We start from the raw sequence: 19,098 nt of genomic DNA on the forward strand, positions 1-19,098 counted from the left end.
GCGCTCATGAGAAGCTCCTTTGTGAGCTTCATACGCCTCTCGCGACGAACCACCTATTATGGGCAATGGAAGCGATGCCAGGCCGCGTAATGCCGAGCAATCAGCACCGCGCGCGCCGTTCCATTGCCCAAAAAGAGGGATGCTGGAGCATACTTTTCCACAACCCTCAGCCCGTCAGGAGGTGCAGGCAGGTACGCTCGCAGGTGCGGAGAGCATCCGTGGTCGCCAGATAGGCGCGATGCCATTCGGCCTGATTCGCAGCGCGCGCGACCAGGGCATCGTCCGTCGACATCCTGCCGATCAGCTCGGGCGAGATCTCGACGCCCGGTTCGTGAAGTCTCAAGAACTCGGCCACTCCGGCGTTCTTCAAGGCTCGTCCATTGAAATCCTGTTCGACTTGCGCGCTGAGCACGAGTTGCGGAACGCCCGCGACAAGCGCCTCGGCAGCAACCCCCGGTCCTCCGTTGTGCACGATGAGACGGGTCGCAGGCAGGATTTCGGCGAGCGGTGCCGGCTGGGCATCGATCTGAGCCCCTTCATGACGAAGCTCCTCGACCTGCGCCGTGGGCAATCCCGGCGCGTGGATGCGCAAGCGCGACGCGAACGGGCGCAGCGCCGCGAAAAGCGAAGGATGCAGCGCGTAGCCGCTCGACAGGTAGGCGAAAATCTGTTGTGCGCCAGCACCCCTCGTCGCCGGCGCTCGATCGAACATCGGTCCGTCCAGCGGCTCGGTTCGCTGCGTATCGTACGGATCGAGCAAGGGAAAGGTCTGGACCAGGCAGGCATCGCCGGAGAAAAGCTGCGGCAGGCGATCCAACGGAACCCTTCCGCAAGCCTGCGCCGCCTGATTGACCGCGGCCAACGTTTGTTCCTCGCTCCAGACCGCGGGAGAGAACCGGTGGAGCGGCGGAAACCGTTTCATCTGGTGCGGCGGCAACGTGTAGCCATTGCCGACATGCACCAGCGGAAGGCGGCTGCGAGCCGCCAGCGCCGCCATCGGCGAAAAATCCGCGATCACCAGGTCCGGCTGGGTCCGCTTGAAAATCTCATCCCAGGCCTGGAGAAGACGCCGCACCTCCCCGGTGTCCGCCAGGCCCATGCCTGAAAGGATATCGTTCAAGGTTGCGGACGACAGGGCCGAACGTTGCGAAGCCGGGCGGGAGTCGATCGGCCAGCGGGGCGCAACGATGATCTCGCTGAAGGCTTCTCCCAACAGATCGGCGGCGGTCGAGTCCCTGGCGACCGCGACAAATCGGAAGCCGTGAGGTTTCAGACGCGCCGAGATGCGGCGCATGTTCATGAGATGGCCCAGGCCGCGACCCAGCTCCCAGGCAAAAAGTACGGTCGTCACCGTCGAAACACTCTCGCGATTTACAAGCGCGGCCTCCATGCACTATCCCATCAGGGATGGAGATAGAAGCCTGCTGAGTAGCGCGGCGCCGCGGCCGGAAGTTCGCCTGTTCTGGACCGGTCCGCCGCTCAGTCCCTATGAAGAGCTGTCGCTCCGCAGTTTCGTCGCGGGAGACGCCCGCGTGCTGCTCTACGCGACGAACAAGGACCTGGCGGTTCCCGAGGGCGTCGAGCTCATCGATGCGCGCGAGATCCTGTCGGGGCAAGTGCATCAGTTCACCTTCGCCGACGGTGTCCGCTCGCCGGCCTTGCATTCCGACCTTTTCCGCTACCAGGCGCTCCAGCAATTCGGCGGCTGGTATGCCGACCTCGACATCGTGCTGGTTGGCAAGAAGATGCCCGGCAGCAAGGTCTATATCGCGCGCGAATCGGACGATCTGGTGAATGGCGCGGTAATGAAATTTCCCGCCGCGTCGCCGTTCATCGACGCGGCGATCGATGAAGCATGGAAGCTGATTCCCGAGGCCGGGCCCGGCGCGCCTCTCAGCAAGCGCATATCGATCGGGCCGAGGCTGGTGACCCGGTTGGCGCACGACTATGCGTTGGACCACGTGGTTCGGCCGCGGTCGAGCGCCTACGAGATCCTGAGCGCTGAAATTCCCCTCATGTTCGACCCCGGACAGCGAGCGGAATTGGACGAGCGGGTCGCGAACAGCGATTTTGTTCATCTCTGGAACGAGGTCTGGCGCTGGGTCCGGATTCCCAAGAATTTCGGACCGCCCGAGGGCAGCTTTCTCGACGGCTTGTTCCGCCGATTCGGGATGACGTTCGCCGAAGACGCGCGCCTGTCCGCAGAATCCGTTGCCGTCTGGTTTCGCGAGCGCAATCTCCTGGAAGAGCTCCGCTGGCGCCTGCGCACGGAGATCACTCCGCCGAACGCCCTCGATCTTCTGGTGGAACGGCATCGAGCGGCTCGGCAGGTTGCGGTTTCACCCCGTCCGCCGGGGCGCCCCACAGGCGTCCGCGCGAGACCGGTGCGCGCCGCCGTCGCTCCCCAGACGCTGCGCACGTTCTGGCATGGTGGGCCGATCGGACCCTACCAGCTTCTGTGTCTGCGAAGCTTCGTGGATCGCGGTCATCGTGTCGAAGTTTTTGCGTTCGAGCCCATCCCCGAATTGCCCGATTGGCTGGTGCGCGAGAACGCTGCCGATATCGTGCCTTCCGAGCGCGTGTTGCGCTACCTGCCCGAGCAAAGACGCTTCGCGATTCATGCCGACTTGTTCCGTCATGCCGTGCTGCATCGCCTGGGCGGCTGGTGGATCGATCCGGATGTCGTCCTGCTGAGAACCGAGCTGCCGACGGGAGACTTGTTCTTTGGCGGACCGACCGAGTTCGACGTGATCTCCACGGCCGCGCTCAAATTTCCCGCGGGCCATCCGGTCCTGACCGACGCGCTTGTACACTCGACGTCGTTCGAGGACAGTGTCGCCGATTGGGAGCGGGCGGGCGCTTCTCTCTTGACGCAATCCATCGTATCGAACAGGTTGCTCGGCGCCTGCCGGCCGGTTGAATGGGTGAGCCCGATAGCATGGTTCGATGTGCTCCGCCTGTTCAATCCGAGCCAGGCCGATTCCTTGTCGACAGAACTCGACGGCAAGCATTTCCTCGATTTGCACATGGATGCCTGGCTGCGCGCCGGTGTTCCCAATTTCCTGGCGCCACCGCGCGGCTCCTTCGTGGACAGGCTGTTCGAACGGCATGACTTGCAGTTGTTCTTCCCGGCTCAGATGGAATTCGACGATGTCAGGCGTTGGATGACGCACATGTATGAGTGCACGTATCCCCAGCGGGCTTCGAATGCGTAAATTCCTTCTGTTCACCTTGGCGTTCTGGTCGGCCTGTGTCGGCGTGGCGTCGGCTCAGGACGCCGCCTCCGAGCAGCAGCGGCTTTACGACCGGATGATGCAGCAGCCGGCGAACCACGCGATCACCGCCGACTTCGTGAAAGTTGCGGTACAGCGCGGCGACTACGAGGCCGCGATCGGCGCGCTCGAGCGCCTTCTGTTCTACAATCCCAATTTGCCCCTGGTGAAATTCGAGCTCGGAGTCCTCTATTACCGGCTGCGCGCCTACGACATCGCGAAGCGTTACCTCTCCGAGGCGCAGGCGAGTCCCGACGTCAATACGGCGACCAGGGCGAAGATCGAGGCCTATCTCGCAGACGCCGACACACAGTCGCGGCGCGGCCGGCTGTCGGGCTTTCTCCAGACCGGTTTGCGCTACCAAAGCAACGCAAGCTTTTCGCCCGACGGCGGCGTCACGCGATTCAACGGCCAAACTTTCAATCTGCCGCCGACGCCCGGCGGCAACAGCGACGCGAACTGGTTCGGATTGGTCGGGCTGAGCTACGACTACGATCTGCAGAACGGACCTGGCGATGTCCTGGAGAGCCGCGTCTTCGGATCGCTTACCCAGCAGTTCCGCTTCAACAACCTCAATGTCGGGCTGGTCGAGGCAAGCGTCGGGCCTCGCCTGCACCTGCCGCCCGGTTTGCTCGCCGACGCGACCATCAAGCCCTATGTGGCTGGCGGCAATGTCTGGGTCGGCGGCGCCCAGTTTCTTTCGTCGAAGGGAGCCGGCATCTCGCTCGGCATAGCGGCGCCCTGGGGCAGTGCGATCGAGCCCAGCTTCGAGTACCGGCGCGTCGAATTCGCCAATAGTGCGCCGACACTTTCCGAATTCGATACGGGGAATTGGTTTACCGCCGGCCTGTCGTCGGGTTACGCGATCAACGAGCAACTGAGACTGGATGGGCGCGCCTACTTTCGGCGCGGCCAGGCCACGACCGACTTCCAGAGCTTCGGTCAATGGCTCGTCGAAGCGGCTGCATCGTACGAGTTTGCCCCGCCGTTCGCGTCGGTCCCCCGGAGCTGGGCGATCACGACATTCGGCCGTCTGATCAAGACGGATTTCGATGCGCCGAACCCCTTCATCGACCCGCGTGCCGGTCACGCCGATTTCGAATGGGTCGTCGGCGTCACCGTCAACATGCCGATAACCCGCACTTTCGGCCTGTCGACGACCGTCCAGTACGACCAGGTCAGTTCGTCGCTGCCAAACTATGGCTTCAGCAACCTTTCAATCCTGTCCGGACCTACGGTCCGGTTCTGAAGGGGCTCTCATGGAATGGCGTAGCCAATCCTTTTTCACCAGACTGCTGACGCTGCTGCTGTCGACGGCTGCGCCGTTGACCCAGGCGGCGGCGCAGAGCTTCGCCAAGGTGGGTGCCGTCAATCCGGACACCACCGGCACGCCGCCGGGTGGCTCGGCGCGAACGCTCGTGGTTGGCACCGATGTCGTCGTAAGGGAAACGATTCGCACCTCCGCTTCGGGATCGAGTCACATCCTGTTTCCCGATCAGTCGACGGTGAACATCGGCCCCAACAGTGAGCTGGTGCTCGACGAATATGTCTACGACCCGAACGCCAAGAGCGGGAGGATGAGGGCATCCGTCTTCAAGGGGGTGCTGCGCTACGTCGGTGGCCAGATCAGCCATAACTCGGAGGTAACGGTCACGACGCCGTCAGCGATATTGGGTATCCGGGGCGGTATCTTCACCCTGCTGCTTCCGGTGCCGGCCAGCCTCGCCGCGTCGGATCCGAATCTCCGGGGCCGGGAGGGTGGTGAGCTCGTCATCAATCACTTCGGAACGGTCACGATCCGAAATGGCGTCAGCCAGGTGACGCTCAGACCCGGCGAAGCCGTCGTGATCGGCTCAGCCAATCAGCCGATCTCGCCTCCGTTCAAGCTGGCCGCGGCGGCCTTGACGCAGATCACACAAATGCAGACCAGCGGTCCCGGGCAGCACGGCGGCGTTGCAGTGGGGAGCATACCGGCGAGCGGTTTCTCGGGACTGCCGCCGGGCTACAGCGTCGGCACCCTGCCGCCCAATCGCCCCGGACGGCCCCCCGGGACCGGTCCGCTGGGATCCCCGTCGATCTTCAGCAATCCCGGCGCGACCTCCTCCCAGAACAGCCAGATCCAGAGCGTGCGGCCGCCATCCTATCCGTAGTCCGCGCCACGCGATCCGCATCCCGAGCCGGTCGCAGTCGGTCCCGCCGGCACGCTCCAAGCCAGGATCTTCCGCGCCGAGACGCGCCATCCACGATTTCCTGCTGCTGGATGCGCTCGCCGAATCGGCGCTGGTGCGCGGCGCCACGGCCCGGGCGGTTGAAGCGTCCCATCGGGCTCTTTGTCGTCCGTAGCATGACGCCGGCCGCTTTTGCCAAGCTCGCGCTGTTGCTGGAGGGCGCGATCGAAGGCTCGCATCACGGCACCAAGGACTTCCGTGCTGGCGGCCGGATCTTCGCGACCCTGGGCTATCCCGACAAGGACCATGCCATGGTGAAGCTGACGCCCGACCAGCAGCGCATGCTGATCGAGGCGGAACCGGCGATCTTCGTCCCGGTCAAGGGCAAGTGGGGTCTGGGCGGCGCCACCAACGTCCGGCTGAAGGCGGCCGATGCGACGACGGCGAAGAGCGCGCTCACGATGGCGTGGCAGAACGTCAGCGCGCCATCAAAGCGCGCCGCCAGACCGGATGGCCGTGGCTCGTCTCGGTCAGCAGTGCGGCGCGCAGGGGCCGGCTGAAATCGCCGCGCGGGACGTCGGCGAAGCCGCGACGCCGGTAGAAAGGCTCGTTCCAGGCAACGCCGCGATAGGTGGTCAGGTGGAGCGTGGCGTGGCCACGCGCGCGGGCGGTCTCGGCACAGCGGTCGATCAGCGCCGAGCCGAAGCCTCGGCCCTGCCATCGGTCGAGCACCGAGAGCTGCTCGATCCAGGCCATATCGCTCTTGATCTCCATCAGCGCGAAGCCGACGACGCGCCGGCGCGGCGACGCCGCGACCCAGAGCAGGCCCCGCCGCCGGCCCTGTTCCAGCGACGCGATCGAATGCGCAGGCATGTCGACGACGCGCTTCAGCCCGACCCGTGCATAGCGCGCGTCGGCCGCGTTTTCGATCTGCGGCAACAGGCGAATTTCGTGAGGATGGGCCGCGCGGATCATCGTCGTTTTGTCTAGGCTAGCGTCATCTCCGGAGGAAGCGCCATGACCATCGACATCGAACCGCTGCGCAAGACGCTCGGCACCAAGATCGAGGACGAGGACACCGTCACCCAGGCGCCGCTGAAGGCGATGATCGCGACCTTCGACCGCAAGGACAAGGTGCCCGAGCAAGGCGAGCCGATCGCACCGGGCTGGCATCTCTGCTTCCTGCATTCCTACGCCCGGCCGGCGCAGCTCGGCCGCGACGGCGCCGCCTTCACCGGCGGCGTGCTGCCCGAGATCCCGATGCCGCGGCGCATGTATGCCGGCTCGACCTTCACTTTCGAGGGCGACATCCGGGTCGGCGACAAGCTCAAGCGCGAGATCGAGTTCACCGACATCCAGCTGCGTGAGGGCAGCACCGGTACCCTGATCGTGACGACGCAGACCCGTCGCCTCTTCACGCCGCGCGGTCTCGCCATGACCGAGGCGGCGAGCACGGTGTTCCGCGAGGATCCCAAGGCCGGCCAGAAGAGCGGCGTGCCGGTGCGCGAGGCCGCGCCCGCCGACGTGCCGTGGCGGCGCACCATCACGCCCAACCCGGTGATGCTGTTCCGCTACTCGGCGATCACCTTCAACCCGCACCGTATCCACTACGACCGCACCTATTGCCTGGAGACCGAGGGCTATCCCGGACTGGTGGTGCACGGGCCGTTCGCCCAGCAATGCATCTTCGACCTGCTGCGCGATTCGACGCCGGGCAGGAGGGTGAAGTCGATCGCCGTGCGCGCCCGCGCGCCGCTGTTCGACACCTCGCCCTTCGACGTGATCGGCCGGCCGACCGCCGACGGCAAAGGCGCCGAGCTGTGGACGGTGACGCCCAAGGGGACGATCGCGGCGCAGGCAACGGCGACGCTGGCTTGAGCGTTGGCCGGGCTGGCGCGCAGCACGAAAGTCGTCATCGTCAACGACAAGATGCAGCGCGGCGATCGCCATGTCTTGTCGGCGCCGGTGGGCCGCGACTTCGATCCGGACTTCCAGCCGCAGCTCACGCCGGCCGAGATGCTTCGGCTCGGCGTGTTCGGGGGCAAATACATGACCGATTGCCGCAAGGGATTCCCGGCGAGCTGGTTCGCGAAAGCCAAGCTGGCGCCGCGGCACCGGGACCCTGAGCTCGACTACTTCGGCGTCGATGCCAGCCAGCCGCTGTCGGAACGGCGTCGCAAGGGCTGACTCCATCCCGACGATCCGCGCGGGCTGGTTCCAATGGTACTGCCGCTACTACCGGAGCCGACGGCTCGACGAGGAGGACCGGCGCCAAGTCAAGCGCTGCCGGGCCTTCCGGCGGCACGTCGCGCAGGTGCGGGCCAACTGCGAGCCTGGCGATCCGTTCTGCCGGTCGCGCCAGCGCCGATACGGGCGTCACGGGAGGACCGGGACGCCCGCATCGATCGAAGAATACCGGTCTTACTGGGTGACGGGCTTGCCGCCCTGGTTCTGGCAGCTGATCGCGTCCTTGGTCTCCGAGAAGCCCTGGCCTTTGCAGGCATTCTGGCCTTTGCAGGCGCTGGCGCCACCCTTGCAGGCGCTCTGGCCCTTGCAGGCGTTGGTGCCGGCGCACTTCACCTGAGCGCTTGCCGAAGACGCCACGAAGCTGCTGGCCGCGAAGATCGAGATCGCCGTGGCGATCATGGTCTGCTTCGTCATGTCTGCGTTCTCCCTTAAGAAGGCTGGATCGAAGCTGATCCCGTACGGGCGATCTTACGCCCGCCGCCGCTCGCCGGATGGGGCGTCCCGCTCACAGTTGGTTGAGCGATCCGTGTGCGCTTTGCCCGTCAGTCGTTGGCCGCGCCGAAGCGCAGCGGCCGGAAGAAGTCGCGGATGTCGGCGACCAGCAGCTCCGGCTCCTCGAGGGCTGCGAAGTGGCCGCCTTTGGCCATCACGGTGTGGCGGCGCAGGTCGTAGATGCGCTCCAGCCATTCCCGGGGCGGCGCCGGCGCGATATCGGCCGGGAAGGCGGCGAACGCCGTCGGCACCTGCACCCTGCCGCCGGGCGGCAGCGCGCGCGGCTTCTGCTGCGTCACGCCGCGATAGAGCCAGGTCGCGGTGCCGGCCGTGCCGGTCAGCCAGTAGATCATGATGTTGTCGAGCAGGGTGTCCATCGAGAAGCTGTCGAGCGGATCGCCCTTGCAGTCGCTCCAGTCGCGGAACTTCTCGACGATCCAGGCTGCGAGCCCAACCGGCGAATCGGCGAGCGCAACGCCCAGCGTCTGCGGCCGCGTCGCCTGGATGCGCTGGTAGGCGGTCTTGTCGTCGAGCTGGCCCATGCCGGCGAGCCATTCCCTTTCGGCGGCGCTGAGATCGGCGGTCTTGAGGTCGATGCCCGGCCGCAGGCCGGTCATGTTGAGATGCAGGCCGGCGACGCCCGACTTCCAGTCGTCCTTCTCCCCTTTCACGGGATGGTCGAAGGCGAGCCACGACGAGACCACGGCGCCCCAGTCGCCGCCCTGCGCGCCGTAGGGCCGGCGATAGTTGAGCTTCTCATGCACCAGCCTGTGCCACAGGCCGGCGATGGCGCGCGGGCCGATCGGGCCGGGCGTGCCGTCGTCGCGGATCGGCGGGCCGGAGAAGCCGTAGCCCGGCAGCGACGGCGCGATCACGTCGAAGGCGTCGAGCGGATCGCCGCCGTGGTCCTCGGGATGGGCGAGGGCGTCGATGATGTCGAGGAACTCGACGATCGAGCCCGGCCAGCCGTGGGTGATGACCAGCGGCATCGGCCGCGGGGCGTCCTCGACCTCGGTGCCGGGCTCGCGGACGAAGTGCAGGCGTTGCGGGCCGATATCGACCAGGTAGTTGGGCCAGCGGTTGATCGCCTCCTGGCAGCGCTGCCAGTCGTAACCGTGCCGCCAGTAATCGACCAGGCTGGCCAGGAACTCGGGGTCGGTGCCGGCGGCCCAGGTCCCGTTGTCGGCGATCGCCACGGTCGGCCGCCAGCGGCGCAGGCGCTCGTCGAGATCGATCAGCGCGCGTTCGGGGATGTCGACCTTGAACGGCTCGGGCGTGTCGTAGGGCATCCGAGCATCTTATCGCTGGGACCGCGGCACTCCAGTGCCGCGCTCCCAGCTAAGTCAGCAAGTCCGCTTTCAGCCGCTCGCGGGCCTTGGCGTCGAGGCCGAGCGCCTTCTCTGCGAAGGCTTCGGGCGAGCCGTAGTCGGCGCGCACCACGTCGAAGGCAGCCTCGAGGTAGGGTCGGCGCGCCTCGATGATGGCGGCGCGGGTGTCGAGGTCGAGCTCGGGATAGCGGCCGACATGGCCGGTCCACAGCTCGTTGGTGCGGAGGTAGTCCTCCATCACGTCGTCCCAAGGCACGCCCAGCAGGCTGAGCAGCAGCGCCGAGGCGAAGCCGGTGCGGTCCTTGCCGGCGGTGCAGTGGAAGACCAGCGGCCGGTGCGTGCCGTCGCTCAAGGTCGTGAACAGGGTACGAAAGCCCGGGGCGCAGCGGCGCGGGTAGTCGCGATAGTGGTCGGTCAGGAACTGCATCACCAGGAACGGCGTCGCCGTCCCGCTGTCGACGGCGCCGCGCAGCTTCTCGCCGAGCTGCGGCTCGATGTGGGCGCCGACCACCTTGCAGCTAAGGCCCGCGATCAGGTGCGGCGTCTCGGCCGCCTCGCTGACGCCGCGCAGGTCGACGATGGTCCTGACGCCGAGCCTGCCCAGCGCCGAACGGTCGGTGTCGGTCAGGCCGCCGAGATGGGCCGAGCGGAACACCGCGCCGCGGCGCACGATGGCGCCGTCCGCGGTGCGATGTCCGCCGAGGTCGCGGAAGTTGGAGCCGCCCTCGAGCGGCACCACGAAGGGAAAATCGGAACCGTCCATGGCCGAAGGTCTAGCACGGTTCGGCGTCAGAATTTTTGCGTCAAACTGACCAGAAACGTCCGCCGCAGGCCGAACTGCGGCGCGCCGACGCCGACGCCCGAGCCGTCGCGCAGCTGGTAGCTGGCGTCGAACACGTTCAGCAGGTCGAGCCGCAGGGTCGTGCCGGCCGTGCCCTTGACCGGAATCTTCTGCGCCGCCGAGAGGTTGAGCACGGCGTAGGCCGGATTGGCCTGGTCGTTGGGCGTGACCACCGTCTTGCGCAGGCCGTTGCCGTAGATCAGGTCGGCCGACAGCCGCGTCGCCCAGTCCGAGCCGTAGTTGAAGGTGTAGGCCGCCCCCCCCGAGGCGGTCCAGCTCTGGTTGTGGTCGAGGAAGATCCAGTTGTTCTGGATGAAGGCCAGCTCGTTGGCGGCGAAGTTGAACTGCGCCGAGTTGATGTTGGTGCCCTGCGCTTCCGACCAGGCGAGGTTGCCGAACAGCGACCACGGACCGGTGTCGTAGCTCGTCGAGAGCTCGACGCCTTTGACGATCGCCGAGGCGTAGTTGAAGGAGGTGAGGATGATCGGCGCGCCGAACTGGCCTTCGTCGAGCAGGTTGGTGGCGGACTTGTAGTAGGCGTCGAAGCCCAGCTTCAGCCCGTCGAGCGGCTGCACCTCGAAGCCGGCGTCGAAATAGTGCGCCCGCTCGGCGCGCACCGGATCGTTCCGGGTGAGGGCGGGCGCCGCCGTCGTGCCGAGCGTGGCGGCGATCGCGCCGTTGTTGACCTGGGCGAGCGGCGGCGGCGTGAAGTAGCGGGAGTAGCCGGCATGGACGGTCAGCCAGTCGTTGGCCTGCCACACCACGTTGATGCGCGGGCTGAGCTGGTTCTCCGAGACGATGCCGATGTACTGGTCGAAGCGCAGGCCGTAGTTCGCGGTCACGCTCGGCAGGATCTTCCATTCGTCCTGCAGGTAGAGGCCGTACATCCAGCCGATATTGTCGGCGCCGGTGGTGATGCCGATCGGCTGGTCCTGGGTCGGCGCGCCGGTGTCGTCGACCGGCAGGACCTGGGCGTCGCTGCGGTCGGTCGAGCGCTCGCGCTGCACCAGGAAGCCGCCGCGCACGGTGTGGTTGGACGACGCCTTCCAGCTGCCGTCGCCCTGCACGCCGGTCGCGAAGTTGGTGCGCCGCGCCCACGGCGCGATGCCGTTGAACATCAGGTCGCCGAACGGATCGGGCTTGTAGGTGAGGCTCGAATAGCGCGCGAAGCCGGAGAGCTGCCAGTCGAGCGCCCCGGTGTGCTTCTGCAGCGACAGGATGCCGAAGTAGTTGCTCTCGAACTGGCGCTGGTCGAGCCGCGCGCTGTTGAGGCCGGTGGCGCCGGCGACGGCGAAGGACGGTGTCTGGCCGGGGTTGTTGGGGATCTGGAAGCGCGCCTTGGAGCCGCCGGCGATGAAGCTGACGCGGGTCTGCTCGTCGATGATGCCGGTGACCTTGCCCAGGCCATGCCACTGGTCGGTACTGTCGTGGATCGGCCAGGCGGACGAGGTCGGGTTCTCGATGCCGATGGCGTTGTGGCGGAACTGGCCGGTGACGAAGTAGTCGATCTTGCCGGACTGGCCGCCATAGCTGGCCGACGGCTGCCGCCAGTCATAGGTGCCGAGGGTCATCGAGGCCTCGGCGCCGGGATCGGTCGTGCCGGACTTCAGCGCGATGTCGACCACGCCGGCGGTGCGAAAGCCGTATTGCGCCGGCAGCGCGCCGGTGATCAGCGACATCTTGCGGGCGTACTGCGTCGCCAGTGCATTGTTGAACAGCGACAGGCCCTCGGGCAGCTGCACGCCGTCCAGCCGGTATTGCAGGTTGCCGTGGTCGCCGCGCACATGGAGCTGGCCGAAGCTGTCCTGCGCCACGCCGGGGGCGCGCAGCAGCACCTGGTTGATAGGCGCCTGGCTGCCCTGCGGCACCGTGTCGACGACGCTGGGCGTGAAGTCGAAGCGCGAGGCGCCGAGGCTGGGCTGGATCGAGCCGCGCGCGTCGTCGAGCTGGGTTCCGGTGACGGTGATGCCGGGAAGCGCCTGGCCGGTGCCCGACGCGGGCGCCGGCGGCGACTGGCCAAGGGCTGGCGCCGGCGCCAGCACCGCACACAGCGCCATCGTCTGCCGGTGCCAACGTCGCATCGCTTGTCTCCTCCGATCGGCCAACAAACGGAATGTTATAGTATAACAATTGCCTTGGTCAACGCGCGGCAATGCATTCTTGCGGCTAACGGCTCGGCGGGAGCTGGAGGATCAGGGCATCTGATAGCCGGGTGTGGACTGGGAGATCTTCTTCTCCTCCTCGTCCATGTCCTCGGCGACGCCTTCGAACATCGGCGTGGTGAGGTAGCGCTCGCCGGTGTCGGGCAGCATGGCGAGGATCACCGAGCCTTGCGGTGCCTTCTCGGCCTCCTTCATCGCCACGGCGAAGGTCGAGCCGCTGGAGATGCCGCAGAAGATTCCTTCCTTCTGCGCGAGCGCGCGCGCCCACTTGACGCCCTCTGGGCCGGGGATGGCGACGCGCTCGTCGTAGAACTTCTTGTCGATCGCCTCCTGCAGCACCAGCGGGATGAAGTCCGGCGTCCAGCCCTGGATCGGATGCGGCTCGAAGGCGGGATGGCTCCAGGCGGGCGAGCCGTCGGCGGTGCGCTCCTGCGCCTTGCCGCTGCCGATGAGCTGGGCATTGGCCGGCTCGCACAGCACGATCCTGGTCTCCGGCCGCTCCTTGCGCAGCACCCGGCCGACGCCGGCCAGCGTGCCGCCGGTGCCGTAGCCGGTGACGAACACGTCGAGCCGCTGGCCCTTGAAGTCGGCGACGATCTCGCGTGCCGTCGTCGCCTCGTGGATCTCGGCGTTGGCCGGGGTCTCGAACTGGTGGGCGAGGAACCAGCCATGCGCCTTCGCAAGATCGACCGCCTTCTGGTACATGCCGAAGCCCTTCTGGGCGCGCGGCGTCAGCACGACCTTGGCGCCCAGCATGCGCATCAGCTTGCGCCGCTCGATCGAGAAGCTGTCGGCCATGGTGACGACCAGGGGATAGCCCTTCTGGGCGCACACCATGGCGAGGCCGATGCCGGTGTTGCCGCTGGTCGCCTCGACCACGGTCTGGCCGGGCTTGAGCGTGCCGTCGCGCTCGGCCGCCTCGATGATGTTGACCGCCAGCCGATCCTTGACCGACGAGGCGGGATTGAACGCCTCGGCCTTGACGTAGATCGTCACGCCCTTCGGCGCGAGATTGTTGACCCGGATGCAGGGCGTGTCGCCGATCGTGTCGAGCACCGAGTCGAACAGACGGCCGCGGCCGTTGGTGGTCCTGAGCTTGGGGGCTGCCATGGCACGTCTCCTTCGGGTGAGTTCCGAAGGCTAGCCAAGGACGGTCGCGAAACCTAGAGCCGGTTCATACCGCCGCGGCGCCGATTTTTCCCTTTCGACGACGCGGGCAGAGTAATTTTCTGCGAGCTTCAGACCCGGCCGTGGCAGTGCTTGAACTTCTTGCCCGAGCCGCAGGGGCAGGGCGCGTTGCGCGAGACCTTGCCCCAGGTGTTGGGATCGTTGGGATCGACCTTGGGATTGGTCCGCGGCCGCGGCAGCGTCGCCACGCCGCCGCCCGACGGGTCGGCCGGGTCGAAGTTCGGATCGTCGGCCTGCAGCGCGGCCATCGCCGGATCCTCGTGGATCTCGCGCATCTGCAGCGGCGGCGGCTCCATCGGCGGCGGCTGCATCTGCAACTGCACGTTGGCCAGCACGTTGACGGTCTGCTCGCGCAGGCCGGTCAACAGGTCGCTGAACAGGTTGAAGGCCTCGCGCTTGTATTCGTTCAGCGGATCCTTCTGGCCGTAGGCGCGCAGGCCGATGCCCTGGCGCAGATGGTCGAGATGCAGCAGGTGGTCCTTCCAGGCCTGGTCGAACAGCTGCATCAGGATCTGCTTCTCGACCTGGCGCCAGACGTCGGGGCCGTACTGCGCGACCTTCTGGGCGAACAGCCGGTCGGCGGCATCGTTCAGGCGCTGCTTGATGCCTTCCTCGGCGATGCCCTCTTCCTTGGCCCAGTCCTCGACCGGCAGGTCGAGGCCGAACACGCGGCGGACGTCGTCGCGAAGCTCGACGGTCTTCCATTGCTCGGCGTAGACGTTCTCGGGGATGGCGCGGGACACCATGCCGTCGATCACGTCGCGGCGCATGCCGGCGACGACGTCGGAGACGTCCTCGGTCGCCATCAGCTCGATGCGCTCCTTGTAGATCTCCTTGCGCTGGCTGTTCATGACGTCGTCGAAGCGCAGCAGGTTCTTGCGGATCTCGAAGTTGCGCGCCTCGACCTTGCCCTGCGCCGTCTCGAGCGCCTTGTTGAGCCAGCGATGGGTCAGCGCCTCGTCGTCGGCCATGCCCTTCTTCTGCACCCAGTCCAGCACCTTGTTGTTGCCGAAGATGCGCATCAGGTCGTCTTCCAGCGACAGGAAGAACTTCGACGCGCCCGGGTCGCCCTGGCGGCCCGAGCGGCCGCGCAGCTGGTTGTCGATGCGCCGGCTCTCGTGTCGCTCGGTGCCGACCACGTAGAGGCCGCCCGCCTTGCGCACGACCTCGCGGTCGCGCTCGACGCCGGCGCGGATCTCGGCCTCGACCCGCGCGATCTCGGCCTTGCGCTCGGCGTCGTCGGCGAACTTCGCGGCGATCTCCGGCTCGCTCTGGCGCACCAGCATCTCGACGTTGCCGCCGAGCTGGATGTCGGTGCCGCGGCCGGCCATGTTGGTGGCGATGGTGATGGTGCCCGGCCGGCCGGCCTGGGCGACGATCTCGGCTTCCTGCTCGTGGAAGCGGGCATTCAGAACGCTGTGCCGGATGCCAGCCTGCTTGAGCGCGTCCGACAAAGCCTCCGACTTCTCGATCGACACGGTGCCGACCAGCATCGGCTGGTTCTTCGCCTGGCACTCCTTGATCAGCTTGACGATGGCGCGCGTCTTGTCCGAGAGCGTGCGGTAGATCTCGTCGTCGGCGTCGTTGCGGGCGACCGCGACGTTGGTCGGGATCTCGACCACCTCGAGCCGGTAGATCTCGGCGAACTCGGCCGCCTCGGTCATCGCCGTGCCGGTCATGCCCGCGAGCTTGGGGTACATGCGGAACAGGTTCTGGAAGGTGATCGAGGCCAGCGTCTGGTTCTCGCGCTGGATCTCGACCTTCTCCTTGGCCTCGAGCGCCTGGTGCAGGCCTTCCGAATAGCGGCGGCCGGCCATCATGCGGCCGGTGAACTCGTCGATGATGACGACCTGGCCGTCCTTGACGATGTAGTCGACGTCGCGCTGGAACAGCTTGTGGGCGCGCAGCGCCTGGGTGACGTGGTGCAGCAGGGTCACCTGGGTCGGCGCGTAGAGGCTCTGGCCCTCGGGCAGCAGGCCGTCGCTGCGCAGTACCTCCTCGACCTCCTCGATGCCGGCCTCGGTGAAGACCACCGTGCGGTTCTTCTCGTCCTTCTCGAAGGCGGCATTGGTCAGGCGCGGGATCACCGTGTCGGCACGACGGTACAGCTCCGACGAATCCTCGGCCGGACCGGAGATGATCAGTGGCGTCCGCGCCTCGTCGATCAGGATCGAGTCGACCTCGTCGACGATCGCGTAGTTGAAGGGCCGCTGGACCATGGCGTCCTGGCGGTACTTCATGTTGTCGCGCAGATAGTCGAAGCCGATCTCGTTGTTGGTGCCGTAGGTGACGTCGCTGCGGTAGGCGGCGGCGCGCTGCTCGTCGCTGAGGTCGTGCACGATCACGCCGACGGTGAGCCCGAGGAAGCTATAGACGCGGCCCATCCACTCGGCGTCGCGGCGGGCGAGGTAGTCGTTCACGGTGACGACGTGAACGCCCTTGCCCTCCAGGGCATTGAGGTAGACCGCCAGGGTGGCGACCAGCGTCTTGCCTTCGCCGGTCTTCATCTCGGCGATCTTGCCCTGGTGCAGCACCATGCCGCCCTTGAGCTGGACGTCGAAATGACGCTGGCCCAGCGTCCGCTTGGCCCCCTCGCGCACCGTGGCGAAGGCCTCGACCAGCAGGTCGTCCAGGGTCTCGCCCTTGGCCAGCCGCTCGCGGAACTCGGTGGTCTTGGCGCGCAGCGCCTCGTCGGAGAGCTTCTCGAACTCCGGCTCCAGCGCATTGATCTTCGCCACCGGCTTGTCGAAGCCTTTGACGATCCGGTCATTGGCCGTCCCGAACAAGCTGCGGGCGAGCGCGCCGAGCATGAAAACCTCGATATTGTAATAACTTAGGCGGGCACGCGGCCCGCCGACCTGTGAGAGATAGAGAGCGCGTTCGGCAGTGTCAACGCAAGCGGCCGCCAATCGGCTATCGGGAAAGTTCCGAACTGCGTTCGGAACCGGTCGTCTCACGAAAAATTGGCACAATTCGTTGCCATTCGATGCGGCGAAGTGTGTAAACCGGGTGGGGCCGCCAGTACTCAACCCGTCCGTCATCGAATCGTCGCCGGAGTTCGCCAATGTTGCCGTGCCTGCGTTTGCTGCGCGTCGTTTCCCTTGTCTGCGCAGCCGTCACGGTATGCGGCCTCGCCCAGGCCCAGCAGTCTCCGGCCCAACCGCCGGCCAAGCCGCCGGCGGCACAGGCGCCGGCCCAGAAGCCGCCGCAGGCCGCCCAGCCGCAGCCCAAGGACCCGGTGGTCGCCACGGTGAACGGCCAGTCGATCTATCTGTCCGAGCTCGAGATCGCCCAGCAGGCGCTGCCGGCGCAGTACCGCAACGTACCGCTGCAGAGCGTCTTCCCCGCCCTGCTCGAGCGCATCATCAACGCCAAGCTGGTGGTGGCCGACGCCAAGAAGAACAAGGCCGACGCCGATCCCGCCTACAAGAAGCGCATGGTCTTCGTCGAGGAACAGGTCATCCAGGACTACTGGCTTACCAAGGAAGTCTCCAAGCGCATCACCCCTGAGAAGATGCAGGAGCGCTACCAGGAGAAGCTGAAGTCGATGCCGGCCGAGGAGGAGGTGCATGCCCGCCACATCCTGGTCGCCACCGAGCAGGAGGCGAAGGACCTGCTGGCCGAGCTGAAGAAGGGCACCGCCTTCGACAAGCTGGCGCGCGAGAAGTCGACCGACAAGGCGTCGGGCGCCGAGGGCGGCGACCTCGGCTGGTTCAAGCGCACCGACATGGTGAAGGAATTCTCCGACGCCGCCTTCAACCTCAAGAAGGGCGAGCTCTCCGACACGCCGGTCAAGACGCAGTTCGGCTTCCACGTCATCAAGGTCGAGGACCGCCGCCAGGCGCCGCCGCCCAGCTTCGAGGAATTGTCCGAGCAGATCCGCGAGGAGATGGGGCGCGAGGCGGTCGGCCACTTCTTCGACCAGCTGCGCTCGACTGCCAAGATCGAGAAGTTCAACATCGACGGCAGCAAGGTCGATGCGAAGCCGGCCGCGCCGGCGGCGCCGACCACGCCTTCGGGCATTCCGGCGCCGGCGCTTCCCAACCCGCCGAAGTAACACTCACTTTTCGCGCGGTTTCTGGTGTAGGCTCAGCCGTTCGGCCACATCGGATTGACGGTGGGCCGGGGGGAAGGAACTCGATGGCCGCCGTAAAGCCTGCCGTATCGCCGCTTGCGCCCAAAACGACGCCGACGTTGCCGCGCATCGCGGGCGTCAAGCTCGCCTCAGCCGCATCGGGCGTGCGCTACCAGGGTCGCGACGATGTGATGCTGGCGGTGCTGCCGCCCGGGGCGACGATCGCGGGCGTCCTGACCCGGTCGAAGTGCTCCTCGGCGCCGGTCGACTGGTGCAAGAAGAACCTGCCGCGCGGCAAGGCGCGCGCCATCCTGGTCAATGCCGGCAACGCCAACGCCTTCACCGGCAAGCTGGGCGACAAGGCGGTCGAGGAGAGCACGCGCGCGGTGGCGCAGGCGATGGGCTGCCCGCGCAACGAGGTGTTCATGGCCTCGACCGGCGTGATCGGCCAGCCGCTCGACTGGGAGAAGCTCGCCGCCGTGGTGCCGGCGCTTTTGAAGGGCGCGCGCGAGGACAACTGGGCGTCCGCCGCCGGCGCCATCATGACCACCGACACCTTTCCCAAGCTCGCCACCCGGCAGGCCAAGATCGGCGAGCGCACGGTGACCCTGAACGGCTTCCTCAAGGGCTCGGGCATGATCGCGCCCGACATGGCGACGATGCTGGCCTTCCTCTTCACCGACGCCAAGATCCCGGGCGGCGTGCTACAGAAGCTGGTCACCGATGCCGCCGACAAGTCGCTGAACTGCGTCACCGTCGACGGGGACACCTCGACCAGCGACACCCTGCTGCTCGCCGCCACCGGCGCCGCCCGCCATGCGCCGATCGAGGAGGCCGACGATCCGGTGCTGGTCGATTTCAAGCGCGCGCTCGACGAGGTGCTGATCGAGCTGGCGCAGCTCCTGGCCCGCGACGGCGAGGGCGCCACCAAGTTCGTCACCATCAATGTCGGCGGCGCGTCGTCCAACGGTGCCGCGCGCAAGATCGGGCTGGCGGTCGCCAACTCGCCGCTGGTCAAGACGGCGATCGCCGGCGAGGACGCCAACTGGGGCCGCGTCGTCATGGCCGTCGGCAAGTCGGGCGAGCGTGCCGACCGCGACAAGCTCAGGATCTCGATCGGTGGCGTGAAGATCACCGAGGGCGGCCAGGTCGTGCCCAACTACGACGAGGCGCCGGTGGCCAAGCACATCAAGGGCAGCGACATCGTGATCGACATCGATCTCGGCATCGGCCGCGGCCGCGCCACTGTGTGGACCTGCGACCTGACCCACGGCTACATCGACATCAACGGCAGCTACCGTTCTTGAATTTCGCCGACGAGTGTC

General features: G+C 66.7%; 15 protein-coding genes and 1 pseudogene. 8 read left to right on the forward strand and 8 right to left on the reverse strand.

What is annotated here, in order from left to right:
• Window positions 1–166 precede the first annotated feature (166 nt).
• Window positions 167–1,390 carry a nucleotide disphospho-sugar-binding domain-containing protein gene (locus J0J01_RS04740; RefSeq protein ID WP_296379062.1) on the reverse strand — a complete coding sequence of 408 codons (1,224 nt, stop codon included), beginning with the start codon at window positions 1,388–1,390 and terminating at the stop codon, window positions 167–169.
• Between J0J01_RS04740 and J0J01_RS04745 the strand changes: the two genes are divergently transcribed.
• The 4 genes from J0J01_RS04745 to J0J01_RS04760 all read left to right on the forward strand — a co-directional run bounded on the left by J0J01_RS04745 (window position 1,389) and on the right by J0J01_RS04760 (window position 6,000).
• Entirely contained in the window at window positions 1,389–3,215 is a 1,827-nt protein-coding gene (locus J0J01_RS04745; RefSeq protein WP_296379063.1) for a glycosyltransferase, read from the forward strand. The genes J0J01_RS04740 and J0J01_RS04745 overlap by 2 nt on opposite strands.
• Window positions 3,208–4,521, forward strand: coding sequence for a tetratricopeptide repeat protein (locus J0J01_RS04750; protein ID WP_296379064.1), 1,314 nt, complete (start codon window positions 3,208–3,210; stop codon window positions 4,519–4,521). The genes J0J01_RS04745 and J0J01_RS04750 overlap by 8 nt, the downstream gene beginning before the upstream one ends.
• Window positions 4,522–4,531: 10 nt before the next feature.
• On the forward strand, window positions 4,532–5,422 hold the full coding sequence (locus J0J01_RS04755; RefSeq protein WP_296379066.1) for a FecR domain-containing protein: 891 nt from the start codon (window positions 4,532–4,534) through the stop codon (window positions 5,420–5,422).
• A gap of 194 nt (window positions 5,423–5,616) precedes the next feature.
• Window positions 5,617–6,000, forward strand: a complete 384-nt coding sequence (locus J0J01_RS04760) for an MmcQ/YjbR family DNA-binding protein (RefSeq protein ID WP_296379067.1) — start codon at window positions 5,617–5,619, stop codon at window positions 5,998–6,000.
• Here J0J01_RS04760 and J0J01_RS04765 read toward each other — a convergent pair.
• Window positions 5,918–6,415, reverse strand: coding sequence for a GNAT family N-acetyltransferase (locus J0J01_RS04765; RefSeq protein ID WP_296379068.1), 498 nt, complete (start codon window positions 6,413–6,415; stop codon window positions 5,918–5,920). The genes J0J01_RS04760 and J0J01_RS04765 overlap by 83 nt on opposite strands.
• Before the next feature lie 42 nt (window positions 6,416–6,457).
• Between J0J01_RS04765 and J0J01_RS04770 the strand changes: the two genes are divergently transcribed.
• Both J0J01_RS04770 and J0J01_RS04775 read left to right on the forward strand, forming a co-directional pair.
• Window positions 6,458–7,318 carry a MaoC family dehydratase N-terminal domain-containing protein gene (locus tag J0J01_RS04770; protein ID WP_296379069.1) on the forward strand — a complete coding sequence of 287 codons (861 nt, stop codon included), beginning with the start codon at window positions 6,458–6,460 and terminating at the stop codon, window positions 7,316–7,318.
• Window positions 7,319–7,369: 51 nt separating this feature from the next.
• Window positions 7,370–7,808 (forward strand): annotated as a pseudogene (locus J0J01_RS04775) (hypothetical protein); the annotation flags it as partial.
• Window positions 7,809–7,861: 53 nt separating this feature from the next.
• On the opposite strand, the gene J0J01_RS04780 reads toward J0J01_RS04775, so the two are convergent.
• The 6 genes from J0J01_RS04780 to secA form a co-directional block, all read right to left on the reverse strand.
• A complete protein-coding gene (locus J0J01_RS04780) occupies window positions 7,862–8,101 on the reverse strand; it encodes a hypothetical protein (protein ID WP_296379070.1) in 240 nt (79 codons plus the stop codon).
• 128 nt (window positions 8,102–8,229) lie between these two features.
• Window positions 8,230–9,468: an epoxide hydrolase family protein gene (locus J0J01_RS04785; protein WP_296379071.1), complete on the reverse strand. Its 1,239-nt coding sequence runs from the start codon at window positions 9,466–9,468 to the stop codon at window positions 8,230–8,232.
• 49 nt (window positions 9,469–9,517) lie between these two features.
• A complete protein-coding gene (locus tag J0J01_RS04790) occupies window positions 9,518–10,270 on the reverse strand; it encodes a tyrosine-protein phosphatase (RefSeq protein WP_296379072.1) in 753 nt (250 codons plus the stop codon).
• A 26-nt stretch (window positions 10,271–10,296) separates the two neighbouring features.
• Window positions 10,297–12,429 (reverse strand): TonB-dependent receptor, encoded by a 2,133-nt coding sequence (locus tag J0J01_RS04795; protein WP_296379073.1) that lies wholly within the window; start codon window positions 12,427–12,429, stop codon window positions 10,297–10,299.
• A 111-nt stretch (window positions 12,430–12,540) separates the two neighbouring features.
• Window positions 12,541–13,620 (reverse strand): PLP-dependent cysteine synthase family protein, encoded by a 1,080-nt coding sequence (locus tag J0J01_RS04800; RefSeq protein ID WP_296379074.1) that lies wholly within the window; start codon window positions 13,618–13,620, stop codon window positions 12,541–12,543.
• A 128-nt stretch (window positions 13,621–13,748) separates the two neighbouring features.
• Complete coding sequence (secA, locus tag J0J01_RS04805; protein WP_296379075.1) at window positions 13,749–16,508, reverse strand: preprotein translocase subunit SecA; 2,760 nt, start codon at window positions 16,506–16,508, stop codon at window positions 13,749–13,751.
• 254 nt (window positions 16,509–16,762) lie between these two features.
• Here secA and J0J01_RS04810 point away from each other — a divergent pair, with 254 nt between their 5' ends.
• On the forward strand, window positions 16,763–17,755 hold the full coding sequence (locus J0J01_RS04810) for a peptidylprolyl isomerase (RefSeq protein ID WP_296379076.1): 993 nt from the start codon (window positions 16,763–16,765) through the stop codon (window positions 17,753–17,755).
• A gap of 83 nt (window positions 17,756–17,838) precedes the next feature.
• Window positions 17,839–19,080 carry a bifunctional glutamate N-acetyltransferase/amino-acid acetyltransferase ArgJ gene (gene argJ, locus J0J01_RS04815; RefSeq protein ID WP_296379077.1) on the forward strand — a complete coding sequence of 414 codons (1,242 nt, stop codon included), beginning with the start codon at window positions 17,839–17,841 and terminating at the stop codon, window positions 19,078–19,080.
• The last annotated feature ends 18 nt before the right edge of the window (window positions 19,081–19,098 follow it).

The organism is Reyranella sp. (genome assembly GCF_017305915.1).
Lineage (GTDB): Bacteria > Pseudomonadota > Alphaproteobacteria > Reyranellales > Reyranellaceae > Reyranella.